Origin of the sequence: Microcoleus sp. MON1_C5 (assembly GCF_036701875.1) — a bacterium.
Classification (GTDB): Bacteria; Cyanobacteriota; Cyanobacteriia; order Cyanobacteriales; family Microcoleaceae; genus Microcoleus.
On the sequence record NZ_JAUBRN010000026.1, the window covers coordinates 41109 to 58409 of the forward strand.

General features: G+C 46.9%; 19 protein-coding genes. 11 read left to right on the top strand and 8 right to left on the bottom strand.

Translation table 11 applies throughout. The annotated features are described in order from the left end of the window. Window positions 1-153 precede the first annotated feature (153 nt). Window positions 154-387, bottom strand: coding sequence for a hypothetical protein (locus QUA71_RS14645; protein WP_333285963.1), 234 nt, complete (start codon window positions 385-387; stop codon window positions 154-156). Here QUA71_RS14645 and QUA71_RS14650 point away from each other — a divergent pair. Both QUA71_RS14650 and QUA71_RS14655 read left to right on the top strand, forming a co-directional pair. Beyond that, window positions 347-1531, top strand: a complete 1185-nt coding sequence (locus QUA71_RS14650; protein WP_445243783.1) for an aldo/keto reductase — start codon at window positions 347-349, stop codon at window positions 1529-1531. The genes QUA71_RS14645 and QUA71_RS14650 overlap by 41 nt on opposite strands. A gap of 214 nt (window positions 1532-1745) precedes the next feature. Beyond that, complete coding sequence (locus QUA71_RS14655) at window positions 1746-2501, top strand: Fe-Mn family superoxide dismutase (protein WP_333285965.1); 756 nt, start codon at window positions 1746-1748, stop codon at window positions 2499-2501. Between the two features lie 178 nt (window positions 2502-2679). Here QUA71_RS14655 and QUA71_RS14660 read toward each other — a convergent pair whose 3' ends face one another. The 3 genes from QUA71_RS14660 to QUA71_RS14670 all read right to left on the bottom strand — a co-directional run bounded on the left by QUA71_RS14660 (window position 2680) and on the right by QUA71_RS14670 (window position 5005). Continuing rightward, window positions 2680-3465 carry an SDR family oxidoreductase gene (locus QUA71_RS14660; RefSeq protein WP_333285967.1) on the bottom strand — a complete coding sequence of 262 codons (786 nt, stop codon included), beginning with the start codon at window positions 3463-3465 and terminating at the stop codon, window positions 2680-2682. 25 nt (window positions 3466-3490) lie between these two features. Continuing rightward, window positions 3491-4237 carry a 16S rRNA (guanine(527)-N(7))-methyltransferase RsmG gene (gene rsmG / locus QUA71_RS14665; protein WP_333285969.1) on the bottom strand — a complete coding sequence of 249 codons (747 nt, stop codon included), beginning with the start codon at window positions 4235-4237 and terminating at the stop codon, window positions 3491-3493. A 102-nt stretch (window positions 4238-4339) separates the two neighbouring features. Beyond that, on the bottom strand, window positions 4340-5005 hold the full coding sequence (locus QUA71_RS14670) for an energy-coupling factor ABC transporter ATP-binding protein (protein WP_333285971.1): 666 nt from the start codon (window positions 5003-5005) through the stop codon (window positions 4340-4342). Between the two features lie 376 nt (window positions 5006-5381). On the opposite strand from QUA71_RS14670, the gene QUA71_RS14675 reads away from it, so the two are divergent. From QUA71_RS14675 to QUA71_RS14685, 3 genes are all read left to right on the top strand, one after another. Then, window positions 5382-6398 (top strand): Sll0314/Alr1548 family TPR repeat-containing protein, encoded by a 1017-nt coding sequence (locus QUA71_RS14675; RefSeq protein ID WP_333285973.1) that lies wholly within the window; start codon window positions 5382-5384, stop codon window positions 6396-6398. Between the two features lie 128 nt (window positions 6399-6526). Then, window positions 6527-6982: a DUF3531 family protein gene (locus QUA71_RS14680; protein WP_333285975.1), complete on the top strand. Its 456-nt coding sequence runs from the start codon at window positions 6527-6529 to the stop codon at window positions 6980-6982. Between the two features lie 217 nt (window positions 6983-7199). Beyond that, window positions 7200-7631 carry an NUDIX hydrolase gene (locus QUA71_RS14685; protein WP_333285977.1) on the top strand — a complete coding sequence of 144 codons (432 nt, stop codon included), beginning with the start codon at window positions 7200-7202 and terminating at the stop codon, window positions 7629-7631. A 151-nt stretch (window positions 7632-7782) separates the two neighbouring features. On the opposite strand, the gene QUA71_RS14690 is transcribed toward QUA71_RS14685, so the two are convergent. Continuing rightward, on the bottom strand, window positions 7783-8148 hold the full coding sequence (locus QUA71_RS14690; RefSeq protein WP_006633107.1) for a phage holin family protein: 366 nt from the start codon (window positions 8146-8148) through the stop codon (window positions 7783-7785). A 21-nt stretch (window positions 8149-8169) separates the two neighbouring features. Beyond that, complete coding sequence (gene ychF, locus QUA71_RS14695) at window positions 8170-9261, bottom strand: redox-regulated ATPase YchF (protein WP_006633106.1); 1092 nt, start codon at window positions 9259-9261, stop codon at window positions 8170-8172. A gap of 121 nt (window positions 9262-9382) precedes the next feature. Between ychF and QUA71_RS14700 the strand changes: the two genes are divergently transcribed. After that, on the top strand, window positions 9383-9739 hold the full coding sequence (locus tag QUA71_RS14700) for a hypothetical protein (RefSeq protein WP_333285980.1): 357 nt from the start codon (window positions 9383-9385) through the stop codon (window positions 9737-9739). A gap of 132 nt (window positions 9740-9871) precedes the next feature. Here QUA71_RS14700 and QUA71_RS14705 read toward each other — a convergent pair whose 3' ends face one another. Beyond that, window positions 9872-10120, bottom strand: coding sequence for a hypothetical protein (locus QUA71_RS14705; RefSeq protein WP_006633102.1), 249 nt, complete (start codon window positions 10118-10120; stop codon window positions 9872-9874). Between the two features lie 358 nt (window positions 10121-10478). Between QUA71_RS14705 and QUA71_RS14710 the strand changes: the two genes are divergently transcribed. The 3 genes from QUA71_RS14710 (at window position 10479) to QUA71_RS14720 (ending at window position 14053) form a co-directional block, all read left to right on the top strand. Further along, window positions 10479-11966 carry an aminotransferase class I/II-fold pyridoxal phosphate-dependent enzyme gene (locus QUA71_RS14710; protein ID WP_333285982.1) on the top strand — a complete coding sequence of 496 codons (1488 nt, stop codon included), beginning with the start codon at window positions 10479-10481 and terminating at the stop codon, window positions 11964-11966. Window positions 11967-12068: 102 nt separating this feature from the next. Next, the gene (gene cbiT, locus QUA71_RS14715; protein ID WP_190659397.1) at window positions 12069-12662 is read left to right on the top strand and encodes a precorrin-6Y C5,15-methyltransferase subunit CbiT; all 594 of its coding nucleotides are present in this window, start codon (window positions 12069-12071) and stop codon (window positions 12660-12662) included. Window positions 12663-13135: 473 nt separating this feature from the next. Then, complete coding sequence (locus QUA71_RS14720; protein WP_333285984.1) at window positions 13136-14053, top strand: phosphatidate cytidylyltransferase; 918 nt, start codon at window positions 13136-13138, stop codon at window positions 14051-14053. 131 nt (window positions 14054-14184) lie between these two features. Here the strand turns inward: QUA71_RS14720 and QUA71_RS14725 are convergent, their stop codons facing one another. Then, entirely contained in the window at window positions 14185-14976 is a 792-nt protein-coding gene (locus QUA71_RS14725; RefSeq protein WP_333285986.1) for a DUF2993 domain-containing protein, read from the bottom strand. Between the two features lie 618 nt (window positions 14977-15594). Between QUA71_RS14725 and QUA71_RS14730 the strand changes: the two genes are divergently transcribed. Then, window positions 15595-16389, top strand: coding sequence for a pseudouridine synthase (locus tag QUA71_RS14730; RefSeq protein ID WP_333286035.1), 795 nt, complete (start codon window positions 15595-15597; stop codon window positions 16387-16389). Continuing rightward, window positions 16386-17270: a RodZ domain-containing protein gene (locus QUA71_RS14735; protein ID WP_333285988.1), complete on the top strand. Its 885-nt coding sequence runs from the start codon at window positions 16386-16388 to the stop codon at window positions 17268-17270. The genes QUA71_RS14730 and QUA71_RS14735 overlap by 4 nt, the downstream gene beginning before the upstream one ends. Window positions 17271-17301: the final 31 nt, after the last annotated feature.

The window sequence follows — 17301 nt, forward strand, 5'->3', positions numbered from 1 at the left end:
GAACAGGCATCTTGCCTGTTCAGGAGAATGCTGCAAAAACTCTTTGTGGAACAGGCATCTTGCCTGTTCAGGAGAATGCTGCAATATGGCATTTACAACCGGCAAAAATACCAAAAACAAGGTTTCTTACCCTATAGCAACCGCCAAGACTATTCAGAAGTCCTTAATCAGTGAAACCCTTGCGATTGTTGTTACATCTTCCTGCTTCCTGACATCCTTTACATCCGTTACATCCGTTACAGAATCCGTTGCCGAACTTCCTTCTTCCTGACATCCGTTACATCCGTTACAGAATCCGTTGCCGAACTTCCTTCTTCCTTCTGCTATAGCTTTGACTTTGATTATGATGATGCAATATCGCAGATTCGGTCGCACAGAATTATCCATGCCCGTCTTTTCCTGCGGTGGCATGAGATATCAGTACAAATGGCAAGACGTGCCAGCTAATGAAATTCCACCCAACAATCAACAAAATCTAGAAGCGACGATTAGCTACTCGATTGAATGCGGCATCAATCACATAGAAACTGCTCGCGGTTACGGCACTTCCGAGATGCAATTGGGGGGGATTTTCCCGAGTTTTCCCCGCGAAAAGTTGATAGTGCAAACGAAAGTTAGTCCCAAACCGAACTCCCAAGAGTTCCGCGAAGACTTTGAAAAATCCTTAGCTTACTTGCAACTGGAATACGTCGATTTACTCTCACTACATGGCATTAATACGTGGGAATTGCTAGAGGAGTCTATCCGTCAGGGCGGCTGCATGGATGTGGCCAGAAAGTTGCAAGCCGAAGGCAAAGTTCGGTTTATTGGTTTCTCAACTCACGGCCCGACGGATGTGATTGTCAAAACAATTCAAACTAATCAATTTGATTATCTTAACTTGCACTGGTACTACATCAATCAAAGTAATTGGCCTGCTATTGAAGCTGCTAAACGTCACGATATGGGCGTTTTTATTATCAGTCCTTCCGACAAAGGCGGTCAGCTTTACAGCCCTCCACAAAAATTGGTAGACTTGTGCTATCCGCTGAGTCCGATGGTGTTTAATGATTTGTTTTGTTTGTCGCATCCGCAAGTACACACTTTAAGTTTAGGCGCAGCCAAACCTGAAGATTTTAACGAGCATCTGAAAGCTGTAGAAGTGTTAGATAGAGCGGATGAAATTTTGCCACCGATATTAGCAAGGTTGGAAGAGGCAGCAATTAATAAATTAGGAGAAGATTGGTTTAAGACTTGGCACGTCGGTTTACCAACTATAGAAAATACTCCTGGAGGTATTAATATTTATGTGATTCTGTGGCTGTGGAATTTGGCGCAGGCTTACGAGACCATCGACTATTGCAAGATGCGCTACAACCTTTTAGGTAATGCGGGCCACTGGTTCCCCGGCCAAAAAGCCGATCGCCTCGATGAATTAGACTTGCGCCGCTGTCTAGCCCACAGTCCCCACGCTGCTAAAATTCCCGGTATTCTTCAAGCAGCCGATCGGCTTTTTGGAGGCGAAGCCATCCAGCGCTTGTCCCAAGAATAATCAAAAAAAAACCCGGTTTCAAGACAGAAACCGGGTTGGTGAACCGGAGCACGTGAGTTAGTTACGCGCACACAATTAGCCTATACTTGAGAAACTCTCACAACCATCGCCCATCCGTCTCATCCATTCGGGCGATACAACTTTTTTTCTCAACTCACTCCCATTTTGCTTTAATCTGAGATAAAACAGTTAATAATTCACTTAGGTACTTTTTATGACTCTTAAACGCCGAGATTTTTTGTATTTGGTGACTGCTACCGTCGGAGCTATTACCGCAGGTGCTTGCCAAGCGTCAGGAAATAATGTACCTCAAGCAAGTCCAGTTGCAGAAAGTCCAAAAATAGCCCAAACTCCGGGGCCTTTTACACTGCCGCCTTTGCCTTACGAATACAATGCTTTAGAACCGCACATCGATGCGCGGACAATGCAATTTCACCACGACAAACACCATGCCGCCTACGTTAAAAACCTCAACGATGCTGTCAGCAAATACCCGCAACTCAAAAATATGAGTGCTGAAAATATGCTGCGAGATTTGAGCAAAGTGCCGGAAGATATTCGCACAACCGTGCGTAACAATGGCGGCGGACACCTAAATCACAGTATGTTTTGGGAAATCATGAGTCCCAACGGCGGCGGCGAACCCACAGGGGCAATTGCAACAGCAATTAAGCAAACTTTCGGCAGTGTTGACGATTTTAAAACAAAATTTAACGATGCCGGCACTAGGCGTTTTGGCAGCGGTTGGGTTTGGCTAGTCCGCAATAAAGCTGGCAAACTTGAGATTACAACTACGGCAAATCAAGACACTCCTTTGATGGATGGCAACTATCCAATTATGGGTAACGATGTTTGGGAACACGCTTATTATCTCAAATATCAAAACCTTCGCGCCGACTACTTAAAAGCTTGGTGGAATGTTGTTAATTGGGCGGAAATTAACAAGCGCTACGAAAAGGCGAGCGCCTAGTTCCACAAAGTTTGTTGTTGCGATCGAGCGCTGACAGCCCAACAACAAACTCGGTTTTAAGTAGGTAGCCGCTGTAAAACGCAATTAAGTAAACGATTGTAAAATATCCTGAGCCTTAAGCGTGGCTGACTTAGCCGTGTTTCCATACTGTTAGATGGTTCAGTTTAATTCCACCTACCTACTTATTTTCTGATTCTGCTGTCAAACTCGGGCTGCCCTCAATGTACAGTCCACCATCTACCTTTAACACGCTGCCCGCGATGTAGCCAGCCGCATCAGATGCCAGGAAAACTGCTGCTTGGCCTAAATCTTCCGGGAAGCCCATCCGACCAAGAGGCATTCTGTTGCTGAACGACTCAAGCAATTCGTCGCTGTACCAGCGTCGCTCGCCCGGAGTATCAGTCCACCCAGGCTCTAGGATGTTGACCCGAATTTTGTGCCACATCAGTTCATTCGCCATCGAAAGAACGAGGTGATGACAGGCTGCTTTGGTGGTGTTGTAGTCAATCGCACCCTTATAGGGAAAATGGGCGTGCGGGGATGAGATATGAATAATCGAGCCTTGGGCCTTCCTTTCCACCATACGGCGGGCCACTATTTGACAGATGTGAAACACACCATACACGCCTATTTCTAGTGTCCGCTGTAAATCCTCAAATTTAGTTTCCAGCAAGGTGTTTCGGACGCTAGCGATCGCATTTGTTACTAGAATATCGATTTGACCCAGTTCTTGCTCGCACGTATCCACCATCCTTTCCACTTGATCGCGCTGTGAGACATCTGCTTGAATCGCGATAGCGCGACGGCCGACAGAGTGAATCTGGTTGACTATTTCTCGCGCAGATGTTGGAGAATCGCAATAGTTGACACAAATATCTGCACCCGATTTTGCTAATTCAAGGGCGATGCCAGCACCAATTCCTTTCGAGCTACCTGTGACAAGTGCAATCTTATTTGCAAGCATAGTTAGTATTGAAAAACGGCTATAGCTAGCGCACGGGACGCTCGAACTGCTGTACAACTTTCCGCAAGTAAACGCAGTGCCGCGCCCCCTGACTCATCGGCGTTGTGAATGCTTCGACTGACTCAACTTTACCGCCCAAATGCTCGATCGCCCTTTGCAACTCCGTTTCTTCCTCCACCGTCCAATTCCCACGGTAAAGTACAGCCAAACCGCCATTTTTCAGCAGAGGCAGCGCGGATTTAGCGCAGAGAGGAGCGGCTCCCACTGCTCGGAGAACGGCTAAATCATAAGCTTGTTTGTGCTGTGGCGCTCGGGCAATTTCATCGGCTCTGCCCAACAAAGTCGCAGCATTTTCTATTCCTAAAGACGGCAAAACGGTTTCCAAGAAATCAATTTTCTTGCGAGTAGAATCGAGCAAAGTAACTGATAAATGCGGCAGGGCGATCGCGATCGGCAGACCCGGAAAACCCCCACCCGTCCCAATATCAATAACTTTCTGCACCGACTCGGCGGCCAATTCTGGATTTTCCGCCGAATTGTGATTAGCTGGCAGCAGTCTTGCAATTCCCCGCAGAGAATCCCACAAATGTTTTTCCCAAAACTCCATCGGCTCAGTAATTCGAGTTAAATTCAAGGAGCGATTTCCCTCGACAATTAACTCATAAAGCCGCTGAAATTGTTGCTGCTGCGACTCATCCGGCTGCCAATTCAGCGTTTTTTGCCACAACTCGTTCATCTGGGGCAACACAGATATTTTAATTTCATTTATCATCTAGTTCTATTCTCACTTTTTTCTTTCTGTCCGCGTAGGCGGACTTCGTTTGTATAGACGCGAATTCTATTCGCCTGGAAACCATTGGGAACGCCATAAAAATCAAACGCAACTCGTTTCCTTAGCTTCTAATTTAGCCCGAGCGACCTCCTGCAAATCCCCGTGGTCTAAAGTCCAAAATTTATCGGCTACACTCAACAAATCGCTAGCATCGTGAGTAACAATCAACAAAGTCCAGTGACTTTTCAACTTACTCAACAAGCTTACCAACTGCCGTCGCATCGACCAATCCAAACCCGCCGTCGGTTCGTCCAAAAGTAGCAAATGCGGCTGCCGAATTAGCTGCACCGCCAGGGCTACCCTCCGCTGTTGTCCGCCGCTCAAAGCGTGGGGGGAAGCGCGCAGCGGCAAATGTCCGAGTCCCACTTCTGCCATTGCTGAGTTAATTTGTTCTTGTCCCAATTCAGGATGTCCCAACCGCAATTCTTCTAAAATTGTGCCTCCGCAAAAATGCCTTTCTGGAAACTGGAACACTAAACCTCCTAACTGTTGCAAGTGTTCCGGTGTTAATTCCTGTTCGCGCCAGCGGATGTCGCCGCTAGTTTTTTCTGCTAAGCCTGCTAATATTTCTAATAGCGTACTTTTGCCTGAACCGCTGCGGCCCACAATCAGCCCCATTTGCTGCGAGGGCAGTTCTAAGTTAATATTTTTCAGAATAGGATTCGGACAGGCGGTAGGATGATATACTAAGTTTTTTAGATAAAGCATTAACGCAATTGGTAATTGGGGAGAAGGAAGGCACTACAGGAATTTTGACAAGGATACACGGATTAATTATCCAGCCTCAGCGATTTGTTTCTAGCTTGGGCCGATCGCACACAATTATTTTACATAAATCTTTACAAAAATTTCCTTTTTTTTCAGGATTGGTGTTTGATTTTTCTGTTTTTTCCTGGTATATTTTAATATAATGGAAATTAGTTGTTTAAAATATTATACAAGTCACACTTCCATTATTAAAATATACCTCAACAACCACAAAAAATCAAGCAAATTTCACTCTTTTTTGGGTCGCGGCCCGAGAGTTTGAGAATTTAACTCTCTTGTTTCTAGTTTACAGTATATTCCACTCAGAGAATTGACAATGACGAAAACCCCTTTAGCATCGCTTGGCCAGCAAATGTTAAGTTCTAAACAGACAGTGCGGGCGATCCCTTTCGCACTCGCGATCGCCCTCAGCATCTGCATTAACTCCGCATTAGCGGGCGATCCCTTTCGCACAAGCAACCCGCAGGCGATCGGGCCCAATACCGAAACCGCTTTCAAAACAATGTTTCAGCAAGGAAACTACAAACAAGCAAAAACTCAAGTTCAACAAGCCCTATCAGCCGAACCAAACGAACCGCTAGTCTATGCGATGGCAGCCTCGCTATCATACATCGAAAAAGACTTCAACTCGATGAATTCCTACGCCCAAAAAACCCGCGAACTCGGCGAAAATTTGACGAAAACTAATCCATTGCGCGGCAACATTTACACAGCAGCAGGCCACTTTCTAGAAGGGGCGAACATTATAGCCAAAGAAGGAACAGCAAAAGGCGCGCCCCAAGCTGTGAGTAAATTGCGAGTAGTATTTCAATACCTAGAGGCCGCCGACAAAATAGCTCCCAATGACCCCGAACTCAACCTGATCAAAGGCTACATGGACTTAATGCTAGCCAAAAACCTACCCTTTTCCAACCCCGACGAAGCAATTCAAAGACTCGAACAAAAAGCCTCTCCCCGCTACTTAGCTTATCGTGGCGTGGCCGTCGGCTATCGAGACTTGAAAAAGTACGATCGCGCTTTAGAATTTGCCAACAAATCCCTAGCAGAAACGCCCAACAATCCCGAAGTTCTCTATCTAAAAGGACAAATCTTGTTTTCCCAATCCCAGGGGAAAGACAGCAACAAAACCTTACTTGAGGAAGCCCGAAAAAACTTCGACGCCGCCTTAGCAAAACCAGATCAACTGCCCCGCAGTTTAGTAGCCGAAATCTTCTTTCAGCAGTGCAGAACCCGTAACCGTCTCGACAGCAAATCTCGCGCCTGCGACCCCATGCGCGATAAAATTAGAGATGCAGATGGAGTCTGGGGGCCGGCAGCCTTACCACCACTTTAAAAAGAGTCAGAGGGGAAGTCAGAAGTCAGGAGTTAGGAGAAAAATTCTCCCTCTCTCCCTCTCTCCCACTTTTCCTCTCTCCCGCAATCCCATTCCTGCAATTCCATTCCCTTTCTTTGATAAAATTGATGCAAGTAGAGTTTCGCGAGTTTAACCCCTTTGACCTCTGGATTTGGCTGAAGTTCAGCAACGTGCCTTCAAACGGTGAAAAACAGTATGTTGAAGAAGTGTTTGACTCTTGGTTTTTCTTGGGAAAACTCGGAGGATTTAATGCGGAAAATTTGCAAGTTCAAGATGAAGGATTAGACATCAGTGATATGAATTACGATGTTAATCTAGCAGACCAAAGCATGATGGCTTTGATGCACAATATGGGAGAAATGGAGTATCAAGGTTCTTGGGCTCGCTGCTGGTTTGATTTGGGCACTAGCGATGCAATTGGCCTCGATGTTTTGATTAATGTTTTCCAGCAACTAAGCAAAGAATTCGTAACCATTGAAAAACTCATTATTGGCGGGGAAAATACAGACTGGCCCCTTGAAAATAGAAGCAGGAGAGAGGGTTTTGCCACCGATGATAATTAAACGTTGGCCCCACACGGATGACACGGATACACCGATAATGAGTGATGATTGCTGAGTAATATAGAACTTACGCAGGGTAATAATGAACCGGGTTTTTTGCATCATACTTCGTTACAGCCCGCATCAACGGCAAAAAACCTGCTGGTTGGGCGAAGTCGGAACCCGGTTTCTTTTTTTTTCGTGTTGATGCGTCATGACTGATGACTGATAACTAATTATGCAAAAAGGTACAATTCGCGTAATTGTTTTAGGATTAATTCGATCGGGCGATCGCATTTTCGTGTCAGAATGCGAAGATCCGGTCAAAAAAGACACATTTTACCGAGCTCTGGGCGGTGGCATAGAATTCGGAGAACACAGCATCGACGCTTTGCAAAGAGAGTTTCAAGAAGAAATTAAAGCCGAGTTAACAAATATCAAATATTTGGCTTGTTTGGAAAATTTTTTTATTTTTAATGGCGAAGCCGGACACGAACTAATACAACTCTATCAGTGCGAATTTGTCGATCCCAAATTTTATCAATTGGAGAGTCTAGCCTTTGCAGACGGAGAGTGGGTATTTACCGCACTTTGGATGCCGATCGAGCGCTTTCGATCAGGCGAATTGCGCCTAGTTCCAGAGCAATTTATCGACTACTGCGAAGGCTAATAACTCAACCAATACCAAAAAACAAATACCTGATATGGGGGAATTAAACCTAAAATATTTGCCGTAGGGGGGGGTTTCACCTGAAATATTTGCGATAACTAACAGGATGAATAAACCCGCCCCTTCCTTCCGCCCAGAGCGTTACCTTTCTCTACCTTACACTAGGCAGCGTACTCAACACCTGATAGAGAAGAGAGTTAATAAAACCGAGGGCGATAGCCCCCAGCAAAGCACTCCAAATTCCCCACCGCAAGCGGAATCCATCCACTAGCCAAGCCGCCAATCCAAAGATAGCAGCATTGATCACAATCATAAACAAGCCAAAAGTTACCAACACAAATGGAAAACCCAAAACCACAAAAAGCGGCCGCACCAAAGCATTCAGCAATCCAAAAACCGCCGCCGAAATCATCGCTTTTCCAAAAGTGTCAATATCTACCCCGATGGGCAACTTGGAAATGATAAAAAAGCTCACAGAAGTAACCAGCCAAGCAATTACCAGCGAAATGATATCCATGTGCCAATCTCCTTAAAAAAGTTAAACATTAAATCGGAACAACAGCACATCCCCCTCTTGTACAACATACTCTTTTCCTTCACTGCGAACTAAGCCTTTTTCCTTAGCCGCATTCATCGCGCCCGTAGCAACCAAATCTTCATATGCTACTGTTTCGGCCCGGATGAAACCCCGTTCAAAATCCGAGTGAATAACCCCCGCAGCTTGCGGTGCTAACATTCCCGCGATAATTGTCCAAGCGCGAGTTTCCTTTGGCCCGCTAGTAAAATAAGTCCGCAAGCCCAATAATTCGTAAGTAGCTCGAATCAGAGATTTCAAGCCCCCTTCTTTTACCCCCAGAGATTCTAGGAAATCCGTTCGTTCTTCCTCGGATAACTCCACCAATTCTGACTCAACTTGCGCCGAAACTATGACAACCTTAGCATTTTCTTTAGCTGCTACTTCCCGCACTTGTTCGACATAGCTATTTCCTGTTGCTAAATCGTCATCAGATACGTTAGCAGCATAGATAATTGGTTTGTTGGTCAGTAATTCCAAACCTTTAACTAATTCAGCTTCTTCATCTGTGAAACTGTACTGCCGCGCTGGTTTCCCCGCATTCAAAACAACGACTAATTTTTCGAGTACATCCACTTCTGCCTGAGCTTCTTTATTGTTGCGGGCGAGCTTGCGAGTGCGATCGAGCCTGCGTTCAATTTGAGCTAAATCTGCTAGAATTAATTCGAGATTGATAATGTCAATATCTCGGATCGGATCGACAGAACCCGCAACGTGAATGATATCGTCATTCTCAAAACAGCGGACAACGTGGACGATCGCATCTACAGCCCGAATGTGAGACAAAAACTGATTTCCCAGTCCTTCACCCTGACTCGCCCCCTTCACCAAACCCGCAATATCCACAAACTCCATCCGCGTCGGCACAGTTTGCACGGAATTGGAAATATTGCTCAGCACCTTCAACCGTTCGTCTGGCACTGCCACGATACCCGTATTTGGCTCGATCGTACAGAAAGGAAAATTAGCAGCAGTCGCCTTGGCATTAGCAACCAGAGCATTAAACAAAGTAGATTTGCCAACATTAGGCAGTCCGACAATTCCGGCAGTAAGCATAGCTATTTAGAAACATATCACTGTTTCAAAATATCATAAGCAATAGCAATATATCTGACTTGTCCCTTCTAAGTTCTAAAGCTAAGCTTGAATAAATATCGAACTTGAGGTAGATGGCTAAATGGTTAACAAGTTGTTAACCAAAGTAACGATCGCTGTGGGGCTGTCACTGCCCCTGTTAGCGCTGACAGCAGCTAGCGTTTTCGCTCAGATTGTCAAAATTTCGGTGGTTAACAACAGTGGCAAGACGATGACAGCCGTCTATATGTCTCCTCCCGATAAGGATACTTGGGGAGAAAACGAGCTAGAGGCCCCCATTGCCGATCGGGAAAAGGCAGATTTTGAGTGGAATCAAGCTGACTACGGTGGGTCGGAGGCGGGCTGTGTTTTTGATGTCAGGGCCGAATACTCTGACGGCAAATCCACTGATTTGCCTTCTGTTGACCTTTGTAAAGAGACGGCGCTCAACTTCAACTAATCGATAATTTAGGCAAAAACCGAGTTTTTTCAAGTCTGATATTCAACAAAATGATTGGGGACTTGGGAGAAACCGGTTTTTGCGATCGACCTCACAAACAATCTTAAATTTCGCGATCGACTAAAACATAATTTAAACAGGTTCAGGGATTGTCTGAGGAATAGGCTCCGGCACTGTCTGAGGAATCGGAGAGGGTACTGTTTCCGGCACCGGTTCGGGAATTGGCTGCGGAATTGGCGCAGGTACCGGTTCCGGTACTATCCCGGGAATCGGTTCGGGTACCGGGCCAGGCACCGGTGGCGATGCGGGTATAGTCGGCAGCCCCGGTTCGGTACTGGGAATCTGCGGGCCTGGAAACGGACTAGGGTTGGGAAAAATCATGTTAGTTTTTAACTCGCTAATAGAGATGTTCCAAAAACATTTTGTCGCCACTTCTAGCTATATTTTAAAACAAAAATAACTGAGCTGTGGTATTGTTTTATATCATAATTTTAAACTCAAGATGGCGGCGGACACATCTATCTAAATAGCTATAATTAACTATTACGTCTGCATAAAATTATGCCTTTGGCATTAAACTAAGTAGGTGGTTACAAATCAACATTACATGGGGAGGGCGCATGAATAAAGCAATAAACTGCCTGAGAGTAAAGATGCAGGCTCAACCCGCCCCTACCAGATATTAGGGTTTTTTCAGCTCGCTCTACTTAGATATCAAATACAGCAATCAAGATTAATCGTGTCACCAGCAAACTCTCAAACAAAAACTCCCCTATTAGATGCTTTGCGCGATCGCACAAATCACCCACACGCCCCATTTTATGCCCCCGGACATAAACGCGGACAAGGAATCTCTCAACCCCTAATTGACCTATTCGGTGCGACAGTATTTCGATCGGATTTGCCGGAATTGCCGGAATTAGATAATCTCTTTAATCCAGAAGGTGCAATTGCCGAAGCTCAAGACTTAGCCGCCGCAGCATTTGGAGCCCACTCAACTCGGTTTTTGGCTAACGGTTCGACTTGCGGAATTATCGCCGCCATCTTAGCAACTTGCGGCCCCGGCGATAAAATTATCTTGCCTCGAAATATCCACTCATCGGCGATTTCAGGTTTGATTTTATCCGGTGCAATTCCAATTTTTGTCAGTCCAGAGTACAACCCGGATTGGGATATTGCCAACAGCATCACCCCAGAAGCCACAGCCTCCGCATTAGAACAACATCCCGACGCCAAAGCAGTAATGATAGTTTACCCAACCTATCACGGCGTCTGCGGCAATTTGCGGGCGATCGCCCAAATTACCCATCAATACAACATACCGTTATTAGTAGACGAAGCCCACGGCGCGCACTTTAACTTTCATCCAAACTTGCCAGAACCAGCACTATCAGCAGGTGCCGATTTAACAGTACAATCAATCCACAAAACCATCGGTGCAATGACACAAGCATCGATGCTGCACGTCAAGGGCGATCGCATCGATATCCAAAAATTAAATAGAGCATTGCAGCTAGTACAATCTACCAGTCCCAGCTACTTATTATTAGCATCCCTAGACGCAGCCCGCCAACAAATCGCACTCCACGGCAAAGAATTAATGGCCCAAACTTTACAGCTAGCAGAAAAAGCGCGATCGCGCATCAGTCTAATTCCCGGCTTATCCGTTTTAGAACCATTAGATACACCGGGTTTTGCAGCATTAGACCGAACCAGGCTAACAGTAAAAGTATCCGATTTAGGAATCACAGGATTTGCCGCCGATGAAATTCTGCACTCTCAACTCGGCGTCACTGCAGAATTACCAATGCTGCAACATCTAACATTTATTATCAGCTTGGGAAATACAGACTCAGATATTGAAAATTTAGTTAAAGCTTGTACTTTTTTAGAAGGAAGAAGAAAGAACGAAGAAGAAAGAACGAAAAAGGAAGATTTTTCCCCTCCCCCACTCCCCCCCTCTCCCATTCCCCCTCTCTCTCCCCCTCTCCTCTCCCCGCGCCAGGCCTTCTTTTTCCCAGCGGAAACAGTACCCGCAGACAAAGCAGTCGATCGACTCAGCGCCGAACTCATCTGTGCTTATCCCCCAGGAATACCAGTCCTGATGCCCGGTGAAATCATTACCCCAGCAGCCGTTGACTACCTGCAACAAGTCCTTGCCGCCGGCGGCAAAATCACAGGTTGTAGCGATAGAAACCTCCAAACTCTCAAGGTTGTGCGACAGTAAATATTAAGGCTTGGAGGAAATTGGCAGAATTTCTACTAATTCTTCGACGAGTTCCAACTGCCGTCTTGCTTCAATCAAAAATCAAAAATCAAAAATATAACTATGCTTTGGCCCTACGTCACTCCAGGCATCCCGGATGACTTATTTGAACGTTTACCGGGAATTCCCATGAGTAAGCGAGAAGTCCGACTGCTGTTAATCTCCCACCTGCGGCTGCAAGCAGATTCAGTGGTGTGGGACATCGGTGCAGGTACTGGTACGATCGCCGTAGAAACAGGTTTGCTGTGTCCCAAAGGTCGGATTATCGCCGTCGAAAGGGACGAAGAAGTAGCAAGCTTGATTCGCAGAAATTGCGATCGATTCGAGCTCGACAACGTAGAAGTCATAGAAGGCAGTGCCCCGGAATGCCTGGAAAACCTGCCCCAACCCCCCCACCGAGTCTGCATCGAAGGAGGTCGCCCCATTAAGGCCATTCTCCAAGAAGTCTGGCGGTACTTGCAACCCCACGGTAGAGTGGTCGCCACAGCCTCGAATTTAGAAAATCTTTACGCCCTTTCCGAAGGCTTCGCCGAGTTACAAGTCCGCAACATCGAAGTAGTCCAGTCCGCCGTCAACCGCTTGGAGACTCGCGGCCTCAGTCAAACCTTTGCCGCCGTCAATCCCATATTTATTCTCAGCGGCGAAAAGCTCGATTAGAAGTTAGTTGACAGTTGAGAGTTGACAGTTGTTATTGGTTATTTGTTACCAATCCCCTTCCAGGCTCTGCCTCCAATGCCCCATGTCCCATGCTTTTAGCCCCTATGCCCATTCCTAAATGTAATTCTTAACCTTTTTTACGTTCAATTAACCTTCATACTTAGAATAAGGGCGACCCTAGCTGGATTGACCCCCTGAGTTGAGATTTTGGATCGTCGCCAGTTGGGTATTGGGCTTGGCTGTGCAAGGGAGGAAAACGTACCCTAATAATCCTTACATCCTTGCATCCTTGCGTCGAATGACACCGCCCAAAAACGGATACAAGCCGCCGACAATCGTCGTGAGCCACCCAAAATTTTAGACCAAGGTTCAATCTCCCAGATTCATCTGTGGAGTAAATCTAGAATCTAAAATCTAAAATCTAAAATCTAAAATCGAATTACCCACCGCCGTCTGCAAGAGAAATTCATTTTATGCCTTGGTCTCGTATCCTGAGTGGAATAGTTGCGATCGCCCTTGCTTTGGGAATGATTATTATGGGGGGATGGTACTTCACCGTCGGCTTTGGAGTCATCGTCTACCTAGGTCAATTGGAATATTTTCAATTAGCCAGGGCTAAAGGCATTGCACCCGCTGCCAAAACTACCTTAGCTGTCAGTCAAGGGCTATTAATTACTGCCGCCCTAGCACCGGAACTCGTAGATGCCATGTTCCCCTTAGCGGGAACCTTAATCTGTTTCTACCTGTTATTCCAACCTAAATTATCGACGATCGCCGATATTGCCTCCTCAATTTTAGGATTGTTCTACGGCGGTTATTTGCCCAGCTATTGGATACGGCTGCGAGTCGGCCTCGACCCAGCCAATCTTGCTACAACTGGACTGGGGCAAGCAGTAGCAAGCAATTTGCCGGTTAACATTTACGCGTCGCCATCTTGGACAACTTCTAGCCATATATCTTTAGGATTGACTTCGCTGCTGCTGGCTTTCCTGTGCATCTGGGCCGCTGACATTGGGGCTTATTTTGTGGGCAAATTCTTCGGCCGCACTAGCCTGTCCCACATCAGCCCCAAAAAGACTGTTGAAGGTGCCGTATTTGGAGTTTGCGGCAGCATCGCCGTGGCCGTCGCTGGGTCTTGGTATTTAAACTGGCCGGGGTGGCCGTATACTGGGGCTGCTTTTGGTCTGTTGATTGGCGTTGCTAGCCTGTTGGGAGATTTAACTGAGTCGATGATGAAGCGAGACGCCGGTGTTAAGGATTCGGGACAGTTGATCCCCGGTCACGGTGGCATTCTCGATCGCACCGACAGTTATGTTTTTACCGCACCGTTAGTCTACTATTTTGTCACTTTACTGTTGCCGGCGATCGACTCTTACCTCATCGCCCGCTAATTGCCAATTGCGAATTGGTGTTTAACTCATGGAAGGCCGACCGCGTTGCGGGTCACGTAAGCGTTGCGATCCGCACCGAAAGCCCTCTCACGCACTCAAAACTTCTTTCCCCTTCCCGTTGCTCTTCCCCTCTAAGGCAAAACTCTAATTCCTCCCCGACAAACAATCTCCCCCGGACTCAAAATCAACTCTTCAATCTCAACTTCCGGCCCAAAATCAATTTTAAAACCATTGAAATCAGTGCTCTTTAATTCTCCATCCATTTCGATTTCTGGTTCTTCAAACATCAATTCGCGACCGCTGGCTATCCGCAAACCAGTCCGCAATACAAAAGGAATTTGCCTACCGCCAGCGCGCAAAATTGTCGCCGAAAGCGTCAACACACCCGCCTCAATTACAATTTGCGAATTTTTCAACTTCAGCAACTTTTCGCTATCTGTCAGCGGCAGCATAGGCAGCAAAAATTCGCTCAAAGCATCAGCAAGCAAAGGCGCTTTCAGTGACGCATTCAAATCCGCCTGACAGAGCCTCAAAACGCCTGTCACGGGAACGGATTCCAGGAGGCGCAGGGGTTGGCCTTTGAGAGCTTGACCGAGGTTGATGCGAATGCCACAGCCCTCTATGGCAACTTCAGTTAGGTGTAGTCCTTTATACACAGCACCGCTAGCAGCAGCCGTTACTTTGGGGATCGCACCGCGGAAGATTTGTCGATCGCTCCCCTCAATTTTCACCTTCAACTCATCCACCTGCTGAACTTGCGATCGCAGCCACAACTGCACCGCCGGAGACAGAACCGCGCTCGCGATCCGGCTGCCTTGACTCGGCGAAGGTTTCCCCGGCTCCTCGCCGAGATTAACAGTCCCACCAGAGCCAGCAGCGCCATCTTTATTGTCAAATTGAAGAGAGTTTCGATCGACAGTCATAAACAATTTCAGAATATAAACCTTAATATTCAAGCACAGAAATTTAACTATAACTGGCACATCCGGCCTCAAAAACGCCGTTTCTGCACAGATATACCGCTGTCAACCTCTGATTTTCCTTAGAAACCGGGTTGATGAACACAAGTCCGATTAACTCCAAAACCAAGCAGAAATCTGGGATCGGCAACGCCAGAAGCAGAAAAATTCTCACCTTTTCCCCCTTGGGATATTGGGGTAATTCACGAGTTGTGCGATCCCCATGAAAAATTCGCGATCGAGCGTATAAATTTAACCAGGAGTACGGGATTTATGGTAGTGTTGGTTTATGGTCGGGTCAGACCCAAACCTTTCAAACCGGCCGCAAACCAACGGTGCAAACCTGTGCCTGCCGCGAGTCTTTTCCTCGTAGTTTTTGCACAGCATTCAGGGTAATGCCATCAGGACAATCTGCACCGGGCACAAGGACAATCTGCACTCTTGGCGGGCGTCCTGTAATAATTGGTCAGCATTATAATTTATTCCCAAGCAGGAATTGAGCATTGCTAGTACGGTTAATCAATTAACCGTGTCGTGTTTCCTCCCCACCGTTGGCTCGTTGGGGATTTCCACACTCCCGTCATGTCTGATGAAAGGCTGCAAAAAATCCTCGCCCAGTGGGGCATTGCCTCTCGCCGTCTTGCAGAACAGATGATTGTAGCTGGACGAGTCCGAGTTAATGGCAATATTGTTCGCTTAGGAGAAAAAGCGAATCCCGATCGCGATCTCATCCAAGTCGATGGAGTCCCGGTGAAACCAACGGATCGACCCGCAAAGGTCTATCTGTTGCTCAACAAACCGGCAGGCGTAGTTTCTACTTGCAGCGATCCCAGGGCCCGATCGAAAGTTCTCGACTTGCTGCCACCCCAACTGCGCTCCGGTCAAGGCATCCACCCCGTAGGACGCTTAGATGCAGATTCCACCGGCGCCCTCTTGCTTACCAATGATGGTAAGCTGACATTTTGTTTGACCCATCCGCGTCACTCGATCGCCAAAACTTATCAGGTGTGGGTACGGGGCGATCCCCCGGAACGCATACTACAAACGTGGCGTCAGGGCATCATCTTGTCCGGCAGAAAAACTTTGCCCGCGAAAGTTAAAGTTATCGATCGCGCGCTTGACGAAACTCTGTTAGAAGTCATTCTATCAGAAGGCAGAAACCGCCAGATTCGGCGCACAGCCGAGCTGTTGGGATATCCCGTGGTGCGCCTGCACCGCACAGCCATTGGCCCGATTCAATTGCAGCGGCCCGGTTCGCCAATATTGCCACCAGGCTGCTGCCGACCCCTAGAAGATGCGGAAATTATTTATTTATGGAATCTAGTCAACCTAACATCAATAAGCGTGCCAGTAAATTCCCAGGAGCACAGCATATGACAAAGAATTTATTGTTTTTATTCTTCAAAACAACTAAGCAGAAACTGCACTCCCAAGAGCCAGAAACAGCTCAGAAGAAGAAGCTAGCGGAAATTGGAACTCAACTCCGTCAGTACCGCGAACAGCAGTCGATTTGTTTGGACAAAGTAGCCGTGGTAACAATGATTCGGCGGAATCTGCTACAAGCAATCGAGGACGGTCAACTAGACCAACTTCCCGAACCCGTCTACACTCAGGGTTTGATCAAGCGCTACGCTGAAGCAATGGGCTTGGACGGAACTCAGTTTGCCGAATTTTTTCCGATCGAACCGGCGCCCCGATCGAGAACCAAGCTATCCTGGCAAGATGGGCCTCAGTTGCGGCCGATGCACCTCTACCTCTTTTACACATTTCTAATTATCTGTTCGGTCAATGTCTTATCTCAGTTGATGGGCGGTTCTGTTACCGCAAAAAACGGTGGGGGAGCCAAAGAACTAGCGCTTGGGCAGCAAGAACAAGCTCGTTTAGCTGCTGAGGCATCGAGATCCTCACAAAATCAGAAACCGGATAGTTACGAGGCTGTCGAAGCAGTAAGAACCGGTCAAAATTTAAATAAATCTGGCAATAAACCAGTGATGGTTAACGTCACTTTTAAAGCAGAATCGTGGATGCAGGTTGAAGTCGATGGTAAAACAGAGTTTGAGGGAACTTTGCCTTCAGGGACTGTTCGCACCTGGGGGGCTCAAAAGCAATTGGTAGTGGTAGCAGGTAACGCCGGGGGGGTAATGGTTGCTGTTAATAACGGACAAGCCGAACCACTCGGAGATCCTGGAGTCGCCAAAGAAGTTGTTTTTAAAGCAAACGAACTCAAGCCTTCAGCACCGCCCAACAATGAAGGGTAAGTGTTAATTGGTAATTGTTAATCGGTAATGG